Genomic DNA, 22,233 nt, shown 5'->3' with positions numbered 1-22,233 from the left:
AAATATCACGTTTAATTAATTGAAACTATTTTACAATCTAACTTTTCCATTTCTTCAAATGAAAGATATTTAATATTAGTAGATGAAATAAAACTTAACTCAGTAGAATCATCTGAAAATAGAAATGCAGCCCACCATGAAAAGCTACTACCTAGTAAAACATAAGAATCACATTGAGATAAAGCCAAAAAATCATCTATTGCTGAACTTCCATGATGAAAATCGACATTGTCAAACCTACTGAGCTTATCGGTACACCATTTAATATCATCTGAAAAAATCACTATCTTATCATCTTTATAGCGTTCAACAATTGAAGTTATTTCACCCTCAGAGGCAACAGCATGATTTATAGAGTTGGAGGTGAAGTAATCTCCTCTGCGGATATGAATCGCCTTGCTTTCCCCATAGGATTTTCTATAGTTTTCGATCTCAACTCGATACTTATTTTCAATCATTTTTTCAAATATAGATTTACTTTTTATTGCAGAATCTACAAACTGAAAATATCCTACATATTTATTTTTATTGAAATCAATTGATTTATAAGAGGTTGTTGCGTCAAAATCATAAAAAAAATCCAAACAACTTCTAACATTTAATAACCTCAAAGTCCATCTTATTACTTTTGATGATATCCTATCATCAATTAAAAATGGTAAGTTCTTGTTTCCCATATGACTAAAACTATAGAAATCACAACCAAGTAAGTCCCCCAAATTAGTACCTTTATGTTGATTATCATAAACTATACGACTAATATCGAAGTCACAGTTACCATTCCGAGTTGCAATGTCAAGATAAAATGCATACTGAAACAACTGATTACCTAACCCACCTTGTGAAAAGACAATTTGACTATGCATCTTTCTTCCTAATAATTTTTATAACTAATGAAATAAACAAAATAAAAAATATTGAGATAATGGTTTTCTCAATAAAGTCAAATACGGATGATCTTGCGAAATACACTAAATTTGGCAACAAAAAAAACACTAATAATATACTTGATTTCTTTTCTGAACCAGAAGATAAAATTTGGTCATAACTTAAGCTCAATAATTTTAAGCAAAAGGAAAACAAAGGTATTATTAAGATCAATATAGGCCAAAAGAAAACAAGTTCTGCAAAAAAACTTGAAGCAAAGCCACCCTCAGCAAAATAAACTCCACGACTAACGTCTACGCAATCTCCAAAAGGTATTCCTTGAATAAAATAGTCATAATAACTTATGCACTTATTTATTTCATCCAAAAAGTTTACAGCACCAAAGACAACTTCAAATGTTGCTCCTTGTTGAGCTATAGTTTTTAGGATAATTGAAAGGTAGCTATCATTTTCAAAAACATCGAAGCCTAACCGAAACGACAAAACTGATGCAGACAAAATAATAAGGGATAAGCTTAAAACAATCAGAGGGATCAGCTTTATCTTATATTTAACATCATAAGCTAACAAAAATAGGAAAAGATAAGCAATTGTATACCCTCGTAAGCCAATAGCCATAAACCCTAAAGAAGAGAGGAACAGGATAGAAGTGCTTATTAAAAGAGACTTATTACTTTTACTTAGCACGATATATAATATTAAAAAATACTTTGATATAAAGAAGTATCTAAAATATGAGAAATCTAAACTTGAAATAAAACTAAAATAATTTTCATTGTTAGAAAGCACGTTGTAATTAAAATATGAGTTCTTTAAAAACAAAAAAGAAAGAAATAATGAAAACAATAGAAAAACATTAGACCAAGTATATGACTTAATTTTTATATCCGGCATGCCGTTCAGTATAAATTTAGCAGGCTTATCAAAGAAACAGTAGAAAATATTTATCAAATAAAAAGACCACATGACAAACAACGTGGCTTTTATTATATTTTCTTCCGTAATACCTAGACCAATAGAAATGACTTCATCACCCATAAGTAAAGAAAGAAAAGGCCTTGACACCAAAAAAACAAACACAGACAAGCAAAAGCAAGTTGTAGGGTTAATGAGTCTTTCAGAATTTTTATAGTAACTATAAGCACAGTATAAAAAACCCAACCAAGAAATAATCATAGCCACATAAAAAATGAAGCCAGTATAGAACCCAGAAACAATAACAAAAATTACAATAGTAGTAGTAATAAAGAAGAAGATATTAGATACTAAAAATTTCATGTTTTTTTATACGACTTTAATTTTTTAGTTAGGTAGTGTATTAATACTTGAACTTTTATAGAGGACAGCTTATCAAACTTTTCAAAGTTAGACATTAAATCACTATAAACCTTTTCTCTACTGAAGTTATTAGAGTATTCATAGCTTTTCGAAGAAAGCACTTGAGGATTATTATTAAATTCATCAATCAATGTCTGTAAACCAAACTTGGGTTGTTCAGGCATTACATTGGAAAGCTTAAACTCACCAAGAGAAAAACCTATTGAATCGAAAACCCAGCGAGAATCAAAGTTACGCTCACCTTGGCGTAATGGGTTGACAAGAATAGTTGGAACTCCTAATTTACTTCCTTCTAAAGCAGATGTTCCCATTGCAAATACTAGTGATGCATTAATTTTCAAATACTCCTCCATTACATCATAAGGAAGATTACCATGTCTAACTATTTTAAAAGAATAATTATCGCTATCAATTAGTGAAACGCCATCTCCACCACCAATAATATTAAACACCCCATTGAACTCATGCTTTTCAAGGTTATTTAATATTTCTAACAATGTCCACACTTTAAAGTCTCTATCAACCCTTCCTAACCAGTAGAAACTTTTTGTTGCGTTATATTCATATTCATTTTTGGGGGGAATATCTATTGGTATTGGTAATATTATTTCTCGTCCAACCTCTCTACGAGCATGATTAACAGCAACTTCATCGGTAAAAGCAAAAACTCTATTTCCCCGACTAATCTTATCGAATAATGTATACAACCCCCTAAATACCAAGTTGTAAATAGGGTTTTTTATTTCACGATTATAAAACGCCGCCTCGATAGCATCATGCCCCATAGACCAAATCAAAACTTTGGCATCACCAAATAAATACTTCAATGTAAAAATAGCTGATGTTGGAAGGACAATATAATCATAATTTTCTTTACCAATAGGACTATTTTTAATTTCATCTTGCTGTACTATTGTAGCATTATAACCTTCATTCTGACACCAAGAAAAAAAGTCCGAGAGTATTCTGTCTGTACCTCCGAAAAATCCTTGTGTAATAATAAGAATACTCTTCACTGATCACCTCATAAAAATAAATATTTAATTAAAGTTAAAGTTAAAGTTAAAGTTCCCTAATAACTATTTATAACTTTAACTATATACTCAACTTCTTCCAAAGATATGATAGGGCTAATGGGTAAGCTTATTACTTCTTGATGTAGCACTTGAGTGATTGGCAATGATAGCTCATTTAAATAATTATAGGCCGCTTGTTGATGAGGAGGAGTTGGGTAGTGAATCAAAGTTTGTATGCCGTTTTGCTCCAAGTGCTCCATTAGCGCAGGTCTTTCTGAAGTACGAAGAACGAAAAGGTGCCAAACATGCCCCTCCTTCATTGTTACCTTTGGCAAGGTAACTTTTGGGTTGTTGATACCGTCAAGATACAGTTGTGCAACGTGCTGACGATGTGCGGTTTCCTTATCCAAATGCAGCAGCTTGACTCGTAACATAGCCGCTTGAATCTCGTCTAAACGAGAATTAACACCTTGATATTTATTCTCATACTTTTTATGTGAGCCATAGTTTCTAAGTGCAACAAGTACATCATATAGTTCTTTGTCACTGGTGGTGATCGCACCTGCATCGCCCAATGCGCCTAAGTTCTTTCCTGGGTAGAAACTAAACCCTGCCGCATGCCCCCAAGCACCACACTTTTTGTCTTTAATTTGCGCTCCATGAGATTGGGCACAGTCCTCTAAAACCAGTAATTGATGCTCGTTTGCAAGGTCCATAATTTCATCCATAGGAGAAATCTGGCCATATAAATGCACCGGTAAGATCGCTTTGGTTTTCTCTGTCAATGCATTCTGAATGTTCGAAATATCCAGATTAAAGGTGTCCTCATCAGGCTCAACTAAGACAGGTACCAAATCATTTTCTGTAATCGCGAGAACTGATGCAATATAGGTGTTCGCAGGTACAATCACCTCATCACCTGCTTGTAACCTTCCTAGCTCTTTCCATGCTCTCAGTGTCAATGTCAGAGCATCCAATCCATTGGCAACACCTATGCAATATTGAGTCCCACAATACGCCGCAAACTCTTGCTCAAACGTTGCAAGTTCATTACCCATGATGTACCAACCAGAATCAATGACACGCGCGCATGCCTCTTTTAACTCTTGCTGATATTGTTGATTGATACTTTTCAAATCTAAAAATGGAATCACGGCTTACTAAACCTCAATATATCGAATAATTCTCGCAGGGTTTCCTGCAACAACAGCTTTTGGCGGGACATCTTTTGTCACAACAGAGCCAGCACCAATCATAGCCTTTTCACCAATTTGAACACCAGGTAAAATCGTAGCATTAGCTCCAATTGACGCACCAGAGCCTATTTGTATTTTGGGGAAGTCATCTGGGTACTGCTTAGAGCGAGGATATTTATCATTGGTAAACGCTACACATGGTCCGATGAATACGTCATTGCCCGCTCGAATACCATCCCAAAGGTACACGCCACTTTTAACTGTAACTCGATTACCAAGCACTACATCATTTTCAATAAAGGTGTGAGCGCAAATGTTACAGTCTTGACCTATTTGTGCCCCCTTTAATACAACTGAGAATTGCCAAATCGTCGTCCCCAAACCAATATCGGTGGATGCAACATCGCTCAATGGATGAATTTTCACTTTTTTACCTCATTTTGAAACTGCTCGTAGTTTCGGATGTAATCAGCCTCATCATAGATATCGCTAGCAAGAACCAATAATACACAGTCATCAGAAAAGTTTTGCATTTCATGCCACTGCATGACATCGATGAGTAAACCTCTATCTGGAGAATCTAGCGTTACTATCTCTTTATTCTTTCCATCGTCCATTAAAATATCGCAGCGACCTTTAACACAAACGGCAACTTGAATCAGTTCTTTATGGGCATGAAAGCCACGAGGTATATCCGATTGCAAATCAAACAAGTAATAAACGCGTTTGATAGAAAACGGGATATTTTTATTCCCCTCCAGTGCAACGAGGTTGCCTCTGTCATCGCCAATTTTCGGAAAATCAATCCAATGAATCAAACTCATATCTGTTCTCTTTCAATCTCATTCTTCTAGTAGAGCTAGTAGATACTGACCATACTCATTTTTCGATAAAGCATGACCCGCTTTCAAGAGTTGCTCGCTGGATAGCCACCCTTGACGCCAAGCAATTTCTTCTAGACAAGCGACTTTAAGCCCTTGAACATTTTCTATCGTTTCAACGAAAGAAGAGGCTTCATGAAGACTCGCATGTGTTCCCGTGTCTAACCAAGCAAAACCTCGCCCTAATAGTTCAACATTGAGCTCACTTCGCTCGAGGTACATTTGATTCAATGTTGAAATTTCCAATTCACCACGAGCAGAAGGTTCGACTTTTTTCGCTAACTCTACGACGTGATTATCATAAAAGTACAACCCTGTTACCGCGTAGTTGGATTTAGGTATTTCAGGCTTCTCTTCTATTGAGATCGCTTGCATTGATTGATCAAACTCCACAACACCGAAGCGCTCTGGATCTTTTACTTGATAGCCAAAGACCGTTGCCCCTTGCTCGCGCTGCGCAGCTCTTTGAAGAATAGGCGTAAACCCTTGACCATAAAAAATATTGTCACCAAGCACCAAACATACAGAATCATTGCCAATAAACTGCTCGCCAATAATGAAAGCCTGTGCGAGGCCATCTGGGCTAGGCTGAACGGCAAATTCTAAAGAGAGGCCGAAATCGGCCCCATCGCCTAACAAACGTTTAAAACCATCTTGATCTTCTGGCGTCGTGATGATGAGTATTTCACGAATTCCCGCTAACATAAGTACAGATAACGGGTAATAAATCATGGGTTTATCGTAGACTGGCAATAGCTGTTTCGATACACCACGAGTTAATGGGTATAAACGAGTACCTGAACCACCCGCAAGTATAATTCCTTTCATTAGCTACCCTGCCCTAATCTTTCCATACTATATGACCCATCTAACACTCGGCTCCACCACTGTTTGTTACTCAGGTACCACTCTACGGTCTTGCGAATACCCGTTTCAAAACTTTCTTCTGGCGTCCACCCTAACTCACGCTCAATCTTAGAAGCATCAATTGCATATCGAACGTCATGCCCTGGGCGATCTGTAACATAAGTAATTAAATCTTGGTATTGGCTAACACCTTCAGGCTTATTGGGAACGAGTTCTTCTAGCAATGAACAGATGGTTTTAACCACTTCAATATTCGCTTTCTCGTTATGGCCACCAATATTATATGTTTCACCAACCTCACCTTCAGTCACAACCTTATAAAGTGCCCGTGCGTGATCCTCAACATATAACCAATCACGAATTTGCATACCATCACCGTACACAGGTAATGGCTTACCATCGATCGCGTTTAAAATCACGAGTGGTATCAATTTCTCTGGAAAGTGATATGGTCCATAGTTATTTGAACAGTTAGTCACAATTGTAGGTAAGCCATAGGTTCTTAACCAAGCGCGTACAAGGTGATCACTGGAGGCTTTAGACGCAGAATACGGACTAGAAGGCTCGTAAGAGGTTTTTTCCGTAAATAGGGCTTCAGTGCCTTCTAAGTCACCATAGACTTCATCTGTCGAGATGTGATGGAACCGAAAAGACGTTTTCTTTTTGGGTTCTAAATCGTTCCAATATGCCCTTACCGCTTCTAGAAGTGTATAAGTGCCGACCACATTGGTTTCGATGAAGGCTGCAGGCCCATCAATTGAACGATCGACATGCGACTCTGCTGCAAGGTGCATCACAGCATCAGGTTGATAATGAGAAAGAACTCTAGTGAGTTCAACCTTGTCACAGATATCAACTTGCTCGAAGAAGTAACGAGGGTCTGCACTCACTCGATTTAATGACTCTAAGTTACCAGCATAAGTTAGCTTATCTAAGTTAACAACCGTATGCTGAGTATTTTCGATTATGTGGCGGATGACTGCTGAGCCAATAAAACCAGCGCCACCGGTTATAAAAAATTTCATGAAAAACCTATTAGTTTAGTTTTCTTAAGATTATATAAACAAGAATCGTAAAGTATAGAAGATAGCTAACAGCATAACTATATGTAACACCGATCAAACCAAAAGAATTTATAAGTAAAATTGAAAATACAGAAAATAACAGCGAAAAAAAGATCTCTGTAAAAATATATTCCTTAGTCATACTCTTTGCCAACAACAAATAAACCATCAACCATGATGATATTTTTATTACATCTCCTATCAACTGCCACAAGAACAAGTCAAGCATAGGCTCAAACTCACTGCTAAATAATAACCAAACTATAAGCCCACGGCAAAAATACATACCCAAAGATAAGATACAGACTATCGGTATTATTACCTTATAGCCTTCTCTCAATTCTCTTTTTAACTCTGATATACATGATATCTCTGATAGTCTAGGGAGGTAATAAGTTGATAATGCCGTAGTGACAACCATTAAATACATACTTGATATATAAGAAATGGCTTGCCAATAACCAGCCGCATCCCAAGAGATAAACTCTCCAATGTAATTTCTCACAACATAACTGCTTATTGGCATCGTAAACGCTGAAGTAAATGCCATTAATGTATATGAGCTCAACAACTTAGCTTTACTTGAATCAAATCCTCTTAAAAAGTTACTAAGCTTCAATTGTTCATGTTGCCTCAACCTAATAAGTACAGTCAAAAATACGATAGACTGATTGGTTACTAAAGCGAGTAAAGCGCCTTCAATACCCCAAAGAATTACCATTGCTGTAGAAAAAACCAAACTATATAAACTTTGTGTGATATTGATAGTTATGAATAATTTAATTTCCTTTAGGCCATTTATTATCGATAACAATAGTTGATTCAAAGTAAATAAAGAGAGTGTTGCTCCCAATATTAGAAATACATATGAGTAATCACTTGTATTAAGAATAGAACTTGATAAATATGAAGAGAAAGATAGTGACAACAGTCCAATTAACCCAGAACAGAGTAAAGTAATAATTGCAGCACTACTCCATAAATTTGGCAGCTCATTATCATCGATTGAATTATATTCAGCAGTGTATTTTGTAACACCAGAATTAATTCCACCTTGAGCTAAAGTCATCATTATTTGGAGTATATTTTGAAATTGACCAATTAGCGCTAACCCAGAAGGTCCAATAAAAACAGAAACTGCTTTATTTATAACTATTCCAGAAGTAACTTTAACAGCTGTAGAAATCAAAGATAAAAAAGAGGTTTTTAATAAGTTCAAAATTATTCTTAATTTGTAAAAATCAAATTTATATCTACATTAAACATATAGAGAAAAATATAAGCTAATGTCAAACAAAAACGTTCAATCACATGTTCAACCCCTAAGATAGTAATTAAACTCATTAGTAGTAGACATATAAAACATCATATGTATTGTATAGTTACCATTCAACCCACTAACTCTACAAAACAATTGATAATCATAAATCGATAGTTACATCAACTTACCCTTTAGGTCAACTTCTCGCTCGAATAAGCGTAGTTATAATAACCATAAGCACTTGATGCTTTTTTCTCGATAGCATTGAAAATCACACCTTTAACTTCAACACCAGATTGCTCAAATCGACTGCGAGCAACATCAATCTCTTTAATCGTATTTTGACCAAAGCGAGCAACCATTAGCGTAGTTCCGGCAAAAGATCCAACAATACTAGGGTCTGTAACCGCAAGCACTGGAGGAGTATCTACTATCACTAAGTCATACTCTTTCGATGCCCATTCCATCAACTGAGATAAACGAGGATGCATTAGTAACTCAGATGGGTTAGGTGGCACTTGACCTCGAGTAATAATATCTAAATTTTTAACTAAAGTCGATTTTACTGATTGAGTAAATTGTTGTTTGCCACTTAGCAGCTCAGAAAGACCATTATCCCACTCAACACCAAAACTCTGCTGTAAGTAACCTTTGCGCATATCCGCATCGATCAACAGCACTTTTTGACCAGTTTTAGCAACAACGGCAGCAAAGTTTGTTGAAATAAACGACTTTCCAATACCAGGTGCTGGTCCCGAGATCATCAAGATATTATTTTTTGCTTCTAACATCGCGAAATGTAAACTGGTACGAAGGCCACGCAATGCTTCAACCGAAAGGTCTGCAGGGTTCGATTCAGCAAGCAACGCTTGGGCATCCTTTGCTTTCTGTTTCTTAGATTGAAAGCGGCTCGTTAGCTCAATCTGCAAATCAGATTTTGGTACGGTAGCATAAACCGGCAGACCAATTTGTTCAATTTGGTCTGGCGTTTCAACTCCACGATGGAATGCCGATTTTATTAGTACAAACGCAACACTCAGTATTCCCCCCACTAGCGTCGCTAATACAACAATCAGCGGCCTCTTCGGTTTAACGGCGCGAGTATAGGCTTGTGCGTCATCTAAGATACGAACGTTACCAACGGTACCGGCTTTGATAATGCTTAGCTCTTGAACTTTATTTAAAAGTTGAATGTAGATCTGTTGGTTTACTTCAACATCACGTGTCATTCGCAGTACTTCACGTTGTGTTTTCGGTAGCTTTTGTACTTGCTTGTTTAGGCGCTCCTTCTCACCAAATAGCGTTTTACGTTTATCAAGCAGGGCTTTGTATGCTGGGTGATCTTTAGTGAAACGCTGGCTGATTTCACTTTCTTTGAACGTCAGCTCGTTCAATTGTGCTTCAAGCTCTACCATTACCTTTAGTGTCGACTGCGCTTCTAAGCCCAAGTCGATCGATTCGTTCTTTTGGCGATAATTGTTTAGCGTGTCTTCATAGCCAGTTAACTCAGATTTAATACCAGGAAGGTGACCCTCCAAGAACTGCAGACTCTTCTCAGCTTCCGCTGAGTTACGCTTCACATTTTGTAAGAAGTAGATCTGGCTAATGTGGTTTAGGATTTCAGAAATCTGTTGTTTGTCTTCGCCTTCAAAGCTTAGCTTCAAAATGCCAGTTTGCTTACCTTGCTCAGAAAGAGACAAAGAAGATTTCAACCATTCGATCGCCTCTAGCCGGCTACGTTGACCAATCGAGAACTCAAAACCGTTGTGCGTTTCAAAGCCCGCCACAAACAAGCTGTAATCATCGGATGTTGCTAGCTCACCCACTTTGCCTTGCAAGATAACGCGCTCATCATCACGTACCAGTTGGTAAGTTCCTTGTTCAGCATCAATAATCTGAATCGTGTGCCCATAATCACTCGCATAGCTGGGCAAGGTAAAACGACTCACAACAATGTGGTTGATATCGCCGGTTAAGCGCGCGAACCCTTTACCTACAATTGGCGCATAGTTTGGAGAAGTTACTGTGGTTAAATTGAATTTATCAACTGTTTCGCCCAAGATCATGCGCGATTTGATGATCTCCACTTCTGTCGTTGCAGAAGATTCCTGAGAGAACAATTCGCCCATGTCACCAACCATTGATGATATGCCACCAGAGCTCTTTTCTTCAATTTGAATCAATGCATCGGCTTTGTATATCGGTGTTGAAAGCAGGGCAAACGCAACACCAAACACAGCAAAAGCAAATGTGGTGAGCATGATTAGCCATTTAGCATCTAATAAAATGCCAAATAGTTTTCCTAAATCTATCTCATCAGAGTTATCTGTGTGTGATTGCTGAGATGGTTGTGTTGTCATCAGGTTGCTACTTCCTAAATTATTGCTATTTAAGAGACGATATATACGCTCCGCGTACTTCTCTTTTGTATGATTCTGTTGATAGCTTAGCTACGCCTACGTGTAGAGCGTGATATTTAAAAAGCTGTCTATTTAAATAGATCTACAGTTTTTTTGCCCAAGCTTGTGCCGCTTCATCAATCAACTTATACGCATATTCAAACGCCTCACGGCTTTGACGGTGCGGATCTGGAATGTCTTTCTGGCCAATCCACTGACCAAACAGCATGGTTTTACCACGTACTTCCGGTGATATTTGAGTGAGCGCCTCCATATGCCCCTTCTCCATTACCAATATCAAATCATACTGGGCACAAAGCTGTGGTGTAACTTGCTGCGATTGATGATTTTCAACATCGACACCATTTTCAGCGGCAATTAAAATCGTAGTGTCGTCTGCGGGCATACCAATTAATCTGCTTTTTTCAGCAGCGATACCAGCAGAGGCTACCTCTTTGTTCGGTAACAGTTTTTGAAGAACGCGCTCTCCCGTAGGGGAACGACAAATGTTGCCTACGCATACGACTAAAATTTTATTAAACATAATGGTCTCTAATTGTATTGGGCTTATAAGCATAAAAAATCAGGTTACACGTTAAGTGCAACCTGATTATCAATCAGGGCTCATTACCAATTACGAACGCGCAACATGCCTTCGGTTAAATCGTTGAAGCCAGAAATGGTCGGTACAAGCTGCCCAATGACACGGTTCCAGCGACTGATTGGCGCGGCGGTAACGTAAACAATATCGTAAGGTTTTAAATCGAACTCGGTGCCAATGACTAGCGCTGAGGCGTCTTCCATATTCAGTTGATAGATATCTGCCATGCGTTCTGATTTATCATCCGAAGTTCGAATGACAAACACACCCGTTGCATCTGCAGTCAGTTGGTTAATGCCACCTACGTTACTGAGTGCTTCGGTTAGGCTCATCCCTACTCTATCGATCTTCAACAGTTGCGGGTCATTCACCTCCCCCATCACGAACACTTTTTGGTTGTCGTTGCGCGGCACGTGAACAATATCACCGGCTTGCAACAAGCGGTTTTGGGTTAGATCACCACGTTGCATTAAGCCGTAAAGCGAGAGGTTTTCTTCTACGCCATTACGCGTTAATGAAACATTACGCCAATCGGCATTTTCAGACAAACCGCCCGAACGGTTCACAGCATCCAATAACGTTAAAGGGATATTAGTGATCGGCTGCTGGCCAGGTTGAGACACTTCGCCCGTTATATAAGTTTTCTTAGAGCGGAAAGCAGCGACGTTCACGTCAACTTGGGGGCTTTCGATGTACTTAGCTAAGCGACTGGCAATATCAGTACGCACTTCACGAACGGTTTTTCCCGCTACTTCGACTGTACCAATATACGGGTAGAAAATGGTGCCGTCTGCATGAACCCAGTTACCTGCTTCGGTACTACTGCGGTAAGAGCCCGCAGGAATCGTTAGTTCAGGGTGATCCCAAATGGTGATATTTAAGATGTCACCGACACCCACTTGGTATTCATACTTTGCAATATCGACATCTAGCGTCGGGTTAGTTTGGGAAACCGATAAAGATTCACTTCGGTAACTCGATACTGATTGCGCTGTCAATGGGTAAAGGTTAACAACATCAGAGATATCAGATTCTTGCTGTTCCTCTGAGGGCTTAATCACATTCTTATTGCCAGTCGAAAGGTGAGTTCCTGGAGTAGTACACCCTGCAAGTAACACAGGAAGGAGCGCTAAAAGGAGACGATTTTTATTAATCTTCATGTTAACCAAGTCATAGAAACGGAATGTATCGTGATATCCCAAAGGACACCCTAAGAAGTTAGAACAAATAACTTTGTCAGGTATACAGCATTTTATAGAGTTAAGGGAGGCTACTACCTGTGATCTCCCTTCCTATTAATACCAGAGGAACGCTACCGCCCTTTGATATTCCGCGACATCACACTGCGTAGTTATTATGCCCATATCAATATGGAATTTGAATGGGTGTATTTTATCTAAAACGTAGCAATATAGTGTGCTTGCATACGAGTAGCTTAATCCGTAAGCATTATGCACAAATTGTGGTTTTTATCAACCTAGTTGAATGGTTTTAAGTGTAGATAAGAGCATATAAAGCTGTGACTGGATGCTTTTAGCTCCTACCTTTTATCACAATTATTGCTTCGCAGAAAATACCAAAACAAGGGACAAACTGGGAAGAGGGGGTGGTAACACAGAGATTAAAACCCCTCTCCCCCCCCTTTGATGAACATCACCGCTCACAAACGAACGGCGTTCAAGGGGGGCCAAAGCTAGACCCAATCAATATCACAAGCTCTTAAGCTATTCGTTACTCGATTATCCGAACCTCGGTACAGCCCTTTTCCTGCTCTTCGCATCCCGCTTACTCGTTACCTGCATCTGCTTTCAAGCTACTTAACACTACTCGGTCTTTGGAACCAAGGTGAGCGCGCATCGGTTTGATCGAACAAGTTGTACTGTTTATTCAACACTTGTCCGCCATCACGCGTGATCGGTAACCAGGTAAAACCTGCGCGGCTTGAGCTTGGTTTCACGGTGACTAAATCAAACGGAATCGATACGTAGAAGCCTTTGGTGTAGCTGCCCTCACCGTATTCTTCGGTTGTCATGTCGGTTAGGCTGACAAATGCGCCGGCAATCACGCCGCTCTTAAACTGTTTAGAGAAATCGACACGAGTACCGATATCACCCGCAAGGAATTTACCCACTCCTACTTTAAGCAAGGTATCACTCAAGAAATCCCATTGTGGGGTGTAGTAACCGGTGATGAAGCCCGTCGTGCCTTTATCAATCACTTTGTACGTTCGGCTGTTGTCGTCTGGGTTGACTTGGATCTCTTCATCAAACGTACCAAACCAGCTTTCAGGATCGCGTTGGCTTATTGCCGTAATGTCTGCGCCAATCGCCCAATTTTGGTTGAATGGACGATAAAGGATTTCGCCACCCACACCCGCGAACATGCTCTCTAGGTATCCACCGTAGGCTTGGGTGTAGACACCGCTGCCATAGTCTTCAAACCAAGTCAGTTGTAAACGGTCTAAACGAACTGGATCATCCACATAAGAGCGGAACAAGGTTCTTACTCTTGGCGTTTGGTCAGTGCCGTCGGATGGGATTTCGTAATTAAACTTGTCGTAGTTATCAATTAAGTTAACGTAAAGCGAACCCGACAGTTCGACATTGTTTAACGCCCAGAACGAAGCATTGGTGTATAAACCCAAACTGTATAAGTAGAAGTTTTCAGCAGAACCGAACGATTGAGCTAAGTTTGGTGAAATCGACACATCGAATCGTTCACGCCCATCATGATAAATAACGGATTTCTTGCGCTCTAATTCGTGAGTGTTTGTTGCATCACTGATTTGAGCATTGAGATAACTATTGTTAGCTGCCGCTTTGAACGCTTGCGCATCTACCGTTGTCTCGGTGAGTTCCAACGATTTGTCGTTTTCAATGATTTTGTAAGTGTCGATGTAACTCGGTACCGCATTGGCAATCACGGTCGCACCGCGCTCAAGGGCGATATCTCTGTCTCGGTATTTAACCTGAGTGCCCTTTACCACAATACTATTATCGTCGACCAAGATTTGCGCTTGTTCATAGCCAGCGATCGTTTCTAGCTCTTCCGCGAGGGCAGCCATATCAATATCATCAACCGTCTCGACATCGCTTGGGCGCAATTCTGCTGTTTCAGCATCTCGCCACACAGAATACATTTCATTGAAGTTAGTCGAGAGATCAAAGCCAAGGGTTAAGGTATCGCCTCGCTCATAGCTCACTTTCGCTGAACCCCAATCAGTGAAACGGTACACAGCACCCACGTTCCATGGCGTGTGTTGTGTCATGTCGACACCACCACGTACTACTGGAAAATCTTGAGAGTAATCGTTGCCATCGTATTCAAGCTTTAAGGTTAACGGCTTATAAGGGGTTTGGTATTCAAAACCGCCATAAATAGCAGCATCGCCTTTAAACCAACGCTCAAAATCGACACTGCCGCCATTGCCTTTAAAATCAGACGGGCGATCGCAATACTTGTCACTGGCTTTACACAATGGGTTAGTGAAGTTGCCACTAGTGCCCATGTATCCCCAAGCCATGCCCAAGGTAAAATCAACAGGGCCAAAACGCTTAGTTGCCGCGACAAATTCGCCATCAAACAAGCCTGTACCACCGAAGTCACGTACGCCTACCGACACTTCCGGTAAGTAGTACCCTTCTTCGATTAAACGCAGTTTAAAGTCGATGCCTTTATCTGTGTATTTGGTACAACCACTGAATGAGTTTTGAGAACAGTCTTGGTCTGCGCCTCCGCTATAAAGCAGGTCTTGTACTTGTGTATAACGAATGGTGGTTTCAAACCAAGGCATCACCTGTAGGCTGACGTTATAAAAGTAGTATTCGTTATTAAACGAGGCGCTAAAGTTGAACTCACCTTCTGGTGCCATTCGGCCTGTTGGCATTTGCATTAGGCCAACACCACCAAAGTTCATTTGCGACGTTCTGTATTCTGTGTCGTCGAATGATGATTTCTCTGCTCTGAACGAAGAGGAATCAATGGCTGTTTCGGCAAAAACCGACACACTACTGGTCATTAACAAGGCGCAGGTAACCGATATGCACACTGCCGATAGAGGGAATGATTTCTGTTTCAGCATTACAGGCCAACCTTATTACGTAACAAATCGACGATATCTTGGTTCAACGTTGAGTATTCCGATGGCAAAGAGTAAAACGCCATAAACACGATAGCACCTGGCGCTAAATAAACCGGCTGTTCGTTCCAGTAGGCATATTGAATGGTTTGTACCACGCCATCTGGCTGGACAACATAAGCCACGCTTTTATCTGCTGATTCGCCCATAAAACCGTTCGGTAATGCATCTAGATAATCATTCAAGGTTCCATGCTCAATCAGATTCATTGTTACCGACTCTTTCATTACCCCCATCAGCTGAATGGACGTTGGTCGTTGTGGTAAGTACAGAGAAAAGGCTTGAGTTTGGCTGTCTGACGGCTTGTTAGTATTAGAACTTGAAACAAGTAACGGGTTCTTATCTGATTGCGAGATAACCGCATTGCGATCTAGCTCAATAAAAACTCGATTGAGATATTGGAAAGAAGCTAATTGTTGCTTTACTAATTTTGCTTCTGGTTCTTCTACCGAGAAAGCGTTAAGTTGGTTAAATACATTGCGCTTTTTGGCTTCGATAGCTTTATTAGATTTGTTAGCTTCAGTATTGGTTTTATCAAACAGTTGAGCTGAAAGGGGGAAGTAACCAATACTACCGCTATCATTCACGTTAGAGCTAGCGTTCGCGTCGTCTAACACCTGAAGCAATCTAACGTTAGCTTTATACTCAAGCGTCACACCTTGAAGAGGAAGCTCGATTGTTGTTTTTACTAAAGAAGAGCCATCAGGTGTAACAAAATTAGAAGCCGCAGAAGCGGAGCTCAAAGCAAACAAAGCGCTCATCATTAGCAGAACTCTCACTGCTGGCAACCGACGCCCCGTCATTTTTGATACGTGACTAATATAATTCATCATTTTAGTTTATTACCCTGTTCGTTAATTGCTTTGATAATGCTTAAGGATGGTTAACTCAAGCCTTGTCATATCAGGGCCTAAATACTGTATGGTCTTAACCACTTTGCCATTGCTGTCGACCCAATATTCGTTGGTGATCTCTTGCTCTAACATTGGAAAGTTAATTTTTTCTTGGAACTTCTTGGTATCGATAGACGCTAACGGTGTTTCGACCGTTTGATTCCCTGCATACGTTCGGGTGATATTCGCTTTATAGCCGAATTGATAGTTAGGCTGCCAATCGTAAACCGCTTGCCACTTTTGGGGACCGGGGTTCTCTGACACATCAAACGCAGAAGAAGAGCTTGGCGACGAGCTGTTTGCAGACGAGTACGCATCCAACGGTTGGAATACCAAACCAGAAAGGTTTTCATAAGGAAGCAATAGTGTTTGTACGATGCGTCCATTTTCAGTGACGATCATCGCTTTGTCAGAAGACATCCACTTTAACTGCTCTGCACCCGTTTGCGGGTTTTCACCTACGTAGGCCAAAACCATGAAGATCTTACCTTGATCGTTCACTTCCGCGTAAATGCTGGAATACGGTAAGTTTTGAATGTATTCCTTGGATAACTCAACATCGGAGCTTCCAAAAAAGGCTTCATCAAAAGTGGAATTAACGTCTTGAAACTGCTGAGAACAACCAGCAAGAAAAAGACCAAGAGATATGATTAGAGGTTTAAGCATGACGAGTTCTGCTTCCTAGCAATCTGGTTGCTGCTGTCCAATATGGAAAATTAATCAATTAGATATAAAAAAACCACTTTATGCTTTCACATAAAATGGTTTTAAACGCCTACTCAAAAAATTATCGAGTAGTTGTTGTAGTTGTTGCGCCGCTTTCGTTAGAAGCAACCGCTACAGCTGCTGCTGCCGCTACTGCTGCTGTCGCTACTGCAACTGTTGTTGCTGTGCCTGCTGCTGCTGCAGATGCACCAGCGCCTGCTGCTGCGCCTGAGCTTGCGCCAGTACCAGCTGCCGCTGTAGTTTCAGCTGCAAATGCAGCACCAGAGAAGCTAACTGCTAATGCAGCTGCTAGAGCCATCTTTTTCATAATGATTTCCATTAATATAAACGTTTATATGCAGAAGATGATTTTCACATCCTCAAACAGTCGTTCAGCTTAAACAACTGATTGATCATCATAGATAATAACCACAATCAAGTAAATGAGTAAATCATAAGCAATACCTTATAAATCCTTCTTGAGATAACGCTTTTTGCACCACAACATGCTTCCTCTGTATTCTCCTATCCTTTCTCGCTATACTCCTGACCTATAATTTTTCGCCCAATAACGAATAAGAGTTCAAGACATGCAAGAGTTAGTTCCATTTGTTCAAGAGAATATGATTTTAGCCATCGTATGGATCGGCTTGGTTGTTGCCATCATTGCGAACGTAATCAAAACATCAAATGCAGCCTATAAAGAGATCACGGCAGCTCAAACTACACAACTGATTAACCGTGAAAACGGTGTTGTGGTTGATATTCGTACTAAAGATGAGTTCAAAAAGGGCCATATTACTGACGCACTTCACATTTTACCGTCAGACATCAAATCAAATAACCTAGGTAGCCTTGAAAGCCATAAAGCAGACCCAATCATCGTAGTATGCAAGACTGGTCAAACAGCTCAAGAAAGCGCTAACTTGCTGGTTAAAGCAGGTTTCGAAAACGTAAGCGTGCTGAAAAGCGGCTTAGTGGCTTGGAGCGAAGCGAACCTGCCTTTAGTCAAAGGCAAGAAGTAAGCTGACCGAGTTAAACCAATATGACTTTAAGGCTTTGTTCGACTGATATGGAAAACAAAGTCTAATTTAAATTTTTAAGGACAAGAAAATGGCTGAAGCAGCACAACAAGACGCACAACAAAACTTCGCAATCCAACGTATCTTCCTAAAAGACGTATCTTTCGAAGCGCCAAACTCTCCAGACATGTTTCAAAAAGAGTGGAACCCAGATGTAAAACTGGACCTAGATACTCAAAGCCGTGAACTAGGCCAAGGCGTATACGAAGTAATTCTACGTCTAACGGTGACTGTAAAAAATGCTGACGACACTGCATTCCTTTGCGAAGTTCAACAAGGTGGTATCTTCTCTGCAAGCGAAATGGAAGCTGGCCAGCTAGCACATTGCCTAGGCGCATTCTGCCCGAACATCCTGTTCCCATACGCTCGTGAAACGATTTCTAGCCTAGTGGTTAAAGGTACGTTCCCACAATTGAACCTTGCACCAGTAAACTTTGATGCTTTGTTCATGAACTACCTACAGAACCAAGCTCAGCAAGCTGAAGGCGAACAAGCTTAAGTATCAAAGTAGAACTTAACTCTAACGATTCAAGCGTTAGTTAGCTTTTAAATGCACATCGCAGCTTCTGCGATGTGCATTTTTTCTTTACACTGTTACTTAGATAAAGTGCTATTTCTTATTAGTAGCAAACTTTCCAGAACTCTTCGATTTCCCTCATTATTTTTAGGTGGAAGCATGACAGAAACAACTCGCCCGACTCACACGACAAACGCTTACGGTAAAGACATCGCCATGACGGTAATTGGCGCAGGTTCTTACGGAACCTCTTTAGCTATATCTTTAGCGCGTAACGGTGCAAACGTTGTTCTTTGGGGACATGACCCTGTTCATATGGCTCGCCTTGAATCTGAGCGTGCGAATAATGAGTTTCTGCCGAATATCGACTTTCCAGAAAGCCTGATTATAGAATCGGACCTTGAGAAAGCTGTCACAGCAAGTCGTGATCTCCTAGTCGTCGTTCCTAGCCACGTGTTTGGTATCGTTCTAAATAGTCTAAAACCTCATTTGTCAGCGAATTCTCGTATTTGCTGGGCAACGAAAGGATTGGAACCAGAGACTGGCCGACTACTTAAAGATGTCGCACACGATGTGCTTGGTGATGGTTACTCACTAGCAGTTCTATCTGGCCCTACTTTTGCAAAAGAGCTTGCGATGGGTATGCCGACCGCAATTTCAGTTGCCTCACCAGACGAGAGCTTCTTAAAAGAGCTACAAGAGAAAATTCACTGCGGCAAAACATTCCGTGTGTATGCGAACTCAGATTTCATTGGTATGCAGCTTGGCGGCGCGGTTAAAAACGTTATCGCAATTGGCGCTGGCATGTCAGATGGTATTGGCTTTGGTGCTAACGCTCGTACAGCACTGATCACGCGAGGTTTAGCTGAGATGAGTAGATTGGGTGCAGCACTTGGCGCACAACCAGAAACTTTCATGGGTATGGCTGGATTAGGCGATTTAGTACTGACATGTACCGATAATCAATCGCGCAACCGTCGGTTTGGTTTAGCGCTAGGCTCAGGTAAAGACGTCGACACGGCGCAAGAAGAAATCGGCCAAGTGGTCGAAGGTTATCGCAACACCAAAGAAGTTTGGTTACTATCAGAACGCATGGGCGTTGAGATGCCAATTGTTGAACAAATTTACCAAGTGCTGTATCAAGGGAAAGATGCTCACTTAGCGGCACAAGACCTACTTGCTCGAGACAAGAAGTCAGAGCGATAACATCACGCATCAAGTCGTGGAATGAAATAGATAAGATGGATGGAAAAATGAAACACTGTGAACAACAAAAAGTTTGGCAATGCATTGTGAAGGAAGCTCGACAGCAGTCAGAGCAAGAGCCTATGCTTGCGAGTTTTTACCATGCCACAATTATCAACCACGAAAGCTTGGGCGCCGCGCTCAGTTATATTCTGGCAAACAAATTAAAGACCGCCTCAATGCCTGCAATGGCAGTGCGTGAGGTGGTTGAACAAGCATTTAAGCAGGACCAATCGATTATTGATGCTGCCGCTTGTGATATTTGTGCAACAGTGACTCGAGATCCGGCGGTAGAGATGTATTCAATGCCTCTACTTTATCTTAAAGGCTACCATGCTCTGCAAGGTTACCGAGTCGCTAACTGGCTATGGAAACAAGGTCGTATTGCTCTTGCGACTTACCTGCAAAATCAAATTTCAGTCGCTTGCCAAGTAGATATCCACCCGGCTGCACGTATCGGCAAAGCAATCATGCTCGACCACGCAACAGGCATTGTGATTGGTGAAACCGCTGTAGTCGAAAATGACGTGTCGATTCTTCAAGACGTGACCCTTGGTGGTACCGGTAAAGAAGGCGGTGATCGTCACCCTAAGATTCGCGAAGGCGTGATGATTGGTGCCGGCGCTAAAATTCTCGGTAACATTGAAGTGGGTGAAGGCGCGAAGATTGGTTCTTGTTCTGTGGTTCTTCAGGCAGTTCCACCTCATACTACCGTGGCGGGCGTGCCAGCAAAGATTGTCGGTAAGCCAAAAACTGACAAGCCATCTTTAGACATGGATCAGGGGTTCAATGGCCGCTCTCAGAACTTCATCCATGGTGATGGGATTTAAGCAGCAGTAGCAGGAGACGAGTATCGAGATGTGAGAAGAATTGCGAGCATCGATGAGATTCGAATAAAACAAACACAACCTACAAGTAGATGAATAACAACTAAATGACGATAATGATGAAACAAATTCGAGCCATTAGTTCGACTCTCCTGATATCAGCGAGCCTCTGTATTGCTCTTTTATCTACGTCGTCATTTGCTGCATCTCAAGGTGAACTGAAAGGTGTATCTAGCGAGATATCTCGCCAACAAAAGAATCTATCCTCACAACAGAAAAAACTCGATAGCCTACAAGCAAGTCTCAAAAAACAAGAGCTTTCCATTGCGTCGCTTGAAAAAGCTATCCTAGATAGTAAGAGGCAGCTAAATACCGCTAATGCTAACATTGCTAACTTAGACACTAAGATCAAAGCACTCACAGCACAGAAAAAAGTCCATACAGATAAGTTGGAACAACTGATTCAAACTTACTACATGACAAGCCGTGCTAAAGCCTCATCGCACATCCTCAATACGGGCGTCGAAGAAGATCGCATCAGTCACTATTACCAACATCTTGCCAAAGCCCGCTCTGCAACAATCAAAACGATTGAACAAACTCAACTTGAGTTAGAAGAAAGCCATAAGCAGCGCCAACTTGAACAAGAACAAATCGCAACACTGCTAAAACAACAAACCACAAAGCGCGATACGCTAGCCAAAACCCAAACACAACGTAAGAAGACCGTTGGTAGCATCAAAAAGAATATATCTGGTGACAAAAACTATTTGGCAGAACTTCAGCGCAATGAGACTCGCTTGAAAGCCGAAATAGCGAAAGCAGAGAAGGCGGCTCGCGAGAGGCGTAATGCAGTCCCTATGGATGGTTTAGCCAAACGTAAAGGCAAACTACCCTGGCCAATCAGAGACAAAGTTCTGCATAGCTATGGTTCGCGCCAAACAGGCCAAGTTAACTGGAAAGGTATGGTGATCAACGCTAAGTATGGACAACAGGTCAAATCTGTTTACTCCGGAACGGTTGTATTCGCTGAGTACCTACGTGGTTATGGCTTGGTAGTATTACTTGACCATGGTAAAGGCGACATGACGCTCTACGGCTTTAACCAAGCGCTACTAAAAAAAGAAGGTGACAAAGTTAAAGCAGGTGAAGCTATTGCTCTAGCCGGTGACACTGGCGGTCAAACGCGTCCATCACTGTACTTTGAGATTAGAAGAAACAGCCAAGCTCAAAACCCAAAGAGTTGGTTGGTTCGATAAAAGCAGAGACGGAATTCAAGTAAACGAGATTAGAAGAACAAATCAGTTCATTGAGA

General features: G+C 40.8%; 21 protein-coding genes. 5 read left to right on the top strand and 16 right to left on the bottom strand.

Annotated elements, in window-relative coordinates; genetic code table 11:
* Positions 1 to 11: 11 nt before the first annotated feature.
* The 16 genes from OCV12_RS00925 to OCV12_RS00850 all read right to left on the bottom strand — a co-directional run bounded on the left by OCV12_RS00925 (position 12) and on the right by OCV12_RS00850 (position 17,575).
* Positions 12 to 866 carry an alpha-1,2-fucosyltransferase gene (locus OCV12_RS00925; protein ID WP_261885146.1) on the bottom strand — a complete coding sequence of 285 codons (855 nt, stop codon included), beginning with the start codon at positions 864 to 866 and terminating at the stop codon, positions 12 to 14.
* On the bottom strand, positions 859 to 2,166 hold the full coding sequence (wzy, locus tag OCV12_RS00920; protein ID WP_261885145.1) for an O-antigen polysaccharide polymerase Wzy family protein: 1,308 nt from the start codon (positions 2,164 to 2,166) through the stop codon (positions 859 to 861). Before wzy ends, OCV12_RS00925 begins: the two co-directional genes overlap by 8 nt.
* Positions 2,163 to 3,242, bottom strand: coding sequence for a hypothetical protein (locus OCV12_RS00915; protein WP_261885144.1), 1,080 nt, complete (start codon positions 3,240 to 3,242; stop codon positions 2,163 to 2,165). Before OCV12_RS00915 ends, wzy begins: the two co-directional genes overlap by 4 nt.
* Positions 3,243 to 3,298: 56 nt before the next feature.
* On the bottom strand, positions 3,299 to 4,396 hold the full coding sequence (locus OCV12_RS00910; RefSeq protein ID WP_261885143.1) for a DegT/DnrJ/EryC1/StrS family aminotransferase: 1,098 nt from the start codon (positions 4,394 to 4,396) through the stop codon (positions 3,299 to 3,301).
* Between the two features lie 6 nt (positions 4,397 to 4,402).
* Positions 4,403 to 4,864 (bottom strand): acyltransferase, encoded by a 462-nt coding sequence (locus tag OCV12_RS00905; RefSeq protein ID WP_261885142.1) that lies wholly within the window; start codon positions 4,862 to 4,864, stop codon positions 4,403 to 4,405.
* Positions 4,861 to 5,262, bottom strand: coding sequence for a sugar 3,4-ketoisomerase (locus tag OCV12_RS00900; protein ID WP_261885141.1), 402 nt, complete (start codon positions 5,260 to 5,262; stop codon positions 4,861 to 4,863). Before OCV12_RS00900 ends, OCV12_RS00905 begins: the two co-directional genes overlap by 4 nt.
* A gap of 18 nt (positions 5,263 to 5,280) precedes the next feature.
* On the bottom strand, positions 5,281 to 6,147 hold the full coding sequence (gene rfbA, locus OCV12_RS00895; protein ID WP_116869771.1) for a glucose-1-phosphate thymidylyltransferase RfbA: 867 nt from the start codon (positions 6,145 to 6,147) through the stop codon (positions 5,281 to 5,283).
* Positions 6,147 to 7,211 carry a dTDP-glucose 4,6-dehydratase gene (gene rfbB, locus OCV12_RS00890; RefSeq protein WP_261885140.1) on the bottom strand — a complete coding sequence of 355 codons (1,065 nt, stop codon included), beginning with the start codon at positions 7,209 to 7,211 and terminating at the stop codon, positions 6,147 to 6,149. The genes rfbA and rfbB overlap by 1 nt, the downstream gene beginning before the upstream one ends.
* A 10-nt stretch (positions 7,212 to 7,221) precedes the next feature.
* Positions 7,222 to 8,469, bottom strand: coding sequence for an O-antigen translocase (locus OCV12_RS00885; protein ID WP_261885139.1), 1,248 nt, complete (start codon positions 8,467 to 8,469; stop codon positions 7,222 to 7,224).
* A gap of 233 nt (positions 8,470 to 8,702) precedes the next feature.
* Entirely contained in the window at positions 8,703 to 10,871 is a 2,169-nt protein-coding gene (locus tag OCV12_RS00880) for a polysaccharide biosynthesis tyrosine autokinase (protein WP_261885138.1), read from the bottom strand.
* Between the two features lie 142 nt (positions 10,872 to 11,013).
* Positions 11,014 to 11,454 carry a low molecular weight protein-tyrosine-phosphatase gene (locus tag OCV12_RS00875; protein ID WP_261885137.1) on the bottom strand — a complete coding sequence of 147 codons (441 nt, stop codon included), beginning with the start codon at positions 11,452 to 11,454 and terminating at the stop codon, positions 11,014 to 11,016.
* Between the two features lie 83 nt (positions 11,455 to 11,537).
* Positions 11,538 to 12,671, bottom strand: a complete 1,134-nt coding sequence (locus OCV12_RS00870) for a polysaccharide export protein (protein ID WP_261885136.1) — start codon at positions 12,669 to 12,671, stop codon at positions 11,538 to 11,540.
* A gap of 653 nt (positions 12,672 to 13,324) precedes the next feature.
* A complete protein-coding gene (locus tag OCV12_RS00865) occupies positions 13,325 to 15,592 on the bottom strand; it encodes a YjbH domain-containing protein (RefSeq protein WP_261885135.1) in 2,268 nt (755 codons plus the stop codon).
* Positions 15,592 to 16,482, bottom strand: coding sequence for a capsule biosynthesis GfcC family protein (locus tag OCV12_RS00860; RefSeq protein WP_261885134.1), 891 nt, complete (start codon positions 16,480 to 16,482; stop codon positions 15,592 to 15,594). The genes OCV12_RS00865 and OCV12_RS00860 overlap by 1 nt, the downstream gene beginning before the upstream one ends.
* 21 nt (positions 16,483 to 16,503) lie before the next feature.
* Positions 16,504 to 17,208 carry a YjbF family lipoprotein gene (locus OCV12_RS00855; RefSeq protein ID WP_261885133.1) on the bottom strand — a complete coding sequence of 235 codons (705 nt, stop codon included), beginning with the start codon at positions 17,206 to 17,208 and terminating at the stop codon, positions 16,504 to 16,506.
* A gap of 121 nt (positions 17,209 to 17,329) precedes the next feature.
* Complete coding sequence (locus OCV12_RS00850) at positions 17,330 to 17,575, bottom strand: hypothetical protein (protein WP_261885132.1); 246 nt, start codon at positions 17,573 to 17,575, stop codon at positions 17,330 to 17,332.
* A 262-nt stretch (positions 17,576 to 17,837) separates the two neighbouring features.
* On the opposite strand from OCV12_RS00850, the gene OCV12_RS00845 reads away from it, so the two are divergent.
* The 5 genes from OCV12_RS00845 to OCV12_RS00825 all read left to right on the top strand — a co-directional run bounded on the left by OCV12_RS00845 (position 17,838) and on the right by OCV12_RS00825 (position 22,177).
* Positions 17,838 to 18,272 carry a rhodanese-like domain-containing protein gene (locus OCV12_RS00845; protein WP_261885131.1) on the top strand — a complete coding sequence of 145 codons (435 nt, stop codon included), beginning with the start codon at positions 17,838 to 17,840 and terminating at the stop codon, positions 18,270 to 18,272.
* Between the two features lie 88 nt (positions 18,273 to 18,360).
* Positions 18,361 to 18,828, top strand: coding sequence for a protein-export chaperone SecB (gene secB, locus OCV12_RS00840; protein WP_004741403.1), 468 nt, complete (start codon positions 18,361 to 18,363; stop codon positions 18,826 to 18,828).
* Positions 18,829 to 19,005: 177 nt separating this feature from the next.
* Positions 19,006 to 20,052 carry an NAD(P)H-dependent glycerol-3-phosphate dehydrogenase gene (gpsA, locus tag OCV12_RS00835; RefSeq protein WP_261885130.1) on the top strand — a complete coding sequence of 349 codons (1,047 nt, stop codon included), beginning with the start codon at positions 19,006 to 19,008 and terminating at the stop codon, positions 20,050 to 20,052.
* Positions 20,053 to 20,099: 47 nt separating this feature from the next.
* Positions 20,100 to 20,921, top strand: a complete 822-nt coding sequence (gene cysE, locus OCV12_RS00830; RefSeq protein WP_048612489.1) for a serine O-acetyltransferase — start codon at positions 20,100 to 20,102, stop codon at positions 20,919 to 20,921.
* 104 nt (positions 20,922 to 21,025) lie between these two features.
* Positions 21,026 to 22,177, top strand: coding sequence for a murein hydrolase activator EnvC family protein (locus tag OCV12_RS00825; protein ID WP_261885129.1), 1,152 nt, complete (start codon positions 21,026 to 21,028; stop codon positions 22,175 to 22,177).
* Positions 22,178 to 22,233: the final 56 nt, after the last annotated feature.

Origin of the sequence: Vibrio pomeroyi, from assembly GCF_024347595.1 — a bacterium.
Lineage (GTDB): Bacteria > Pseudomonadota > Gammaproteobacteria > Enterobacterales > Vibrionaceae > Vibrio > Vibrio pomeroyi.
This window is presented reverse-complemented; position numbering and strand designations above follow the sequence as displayed.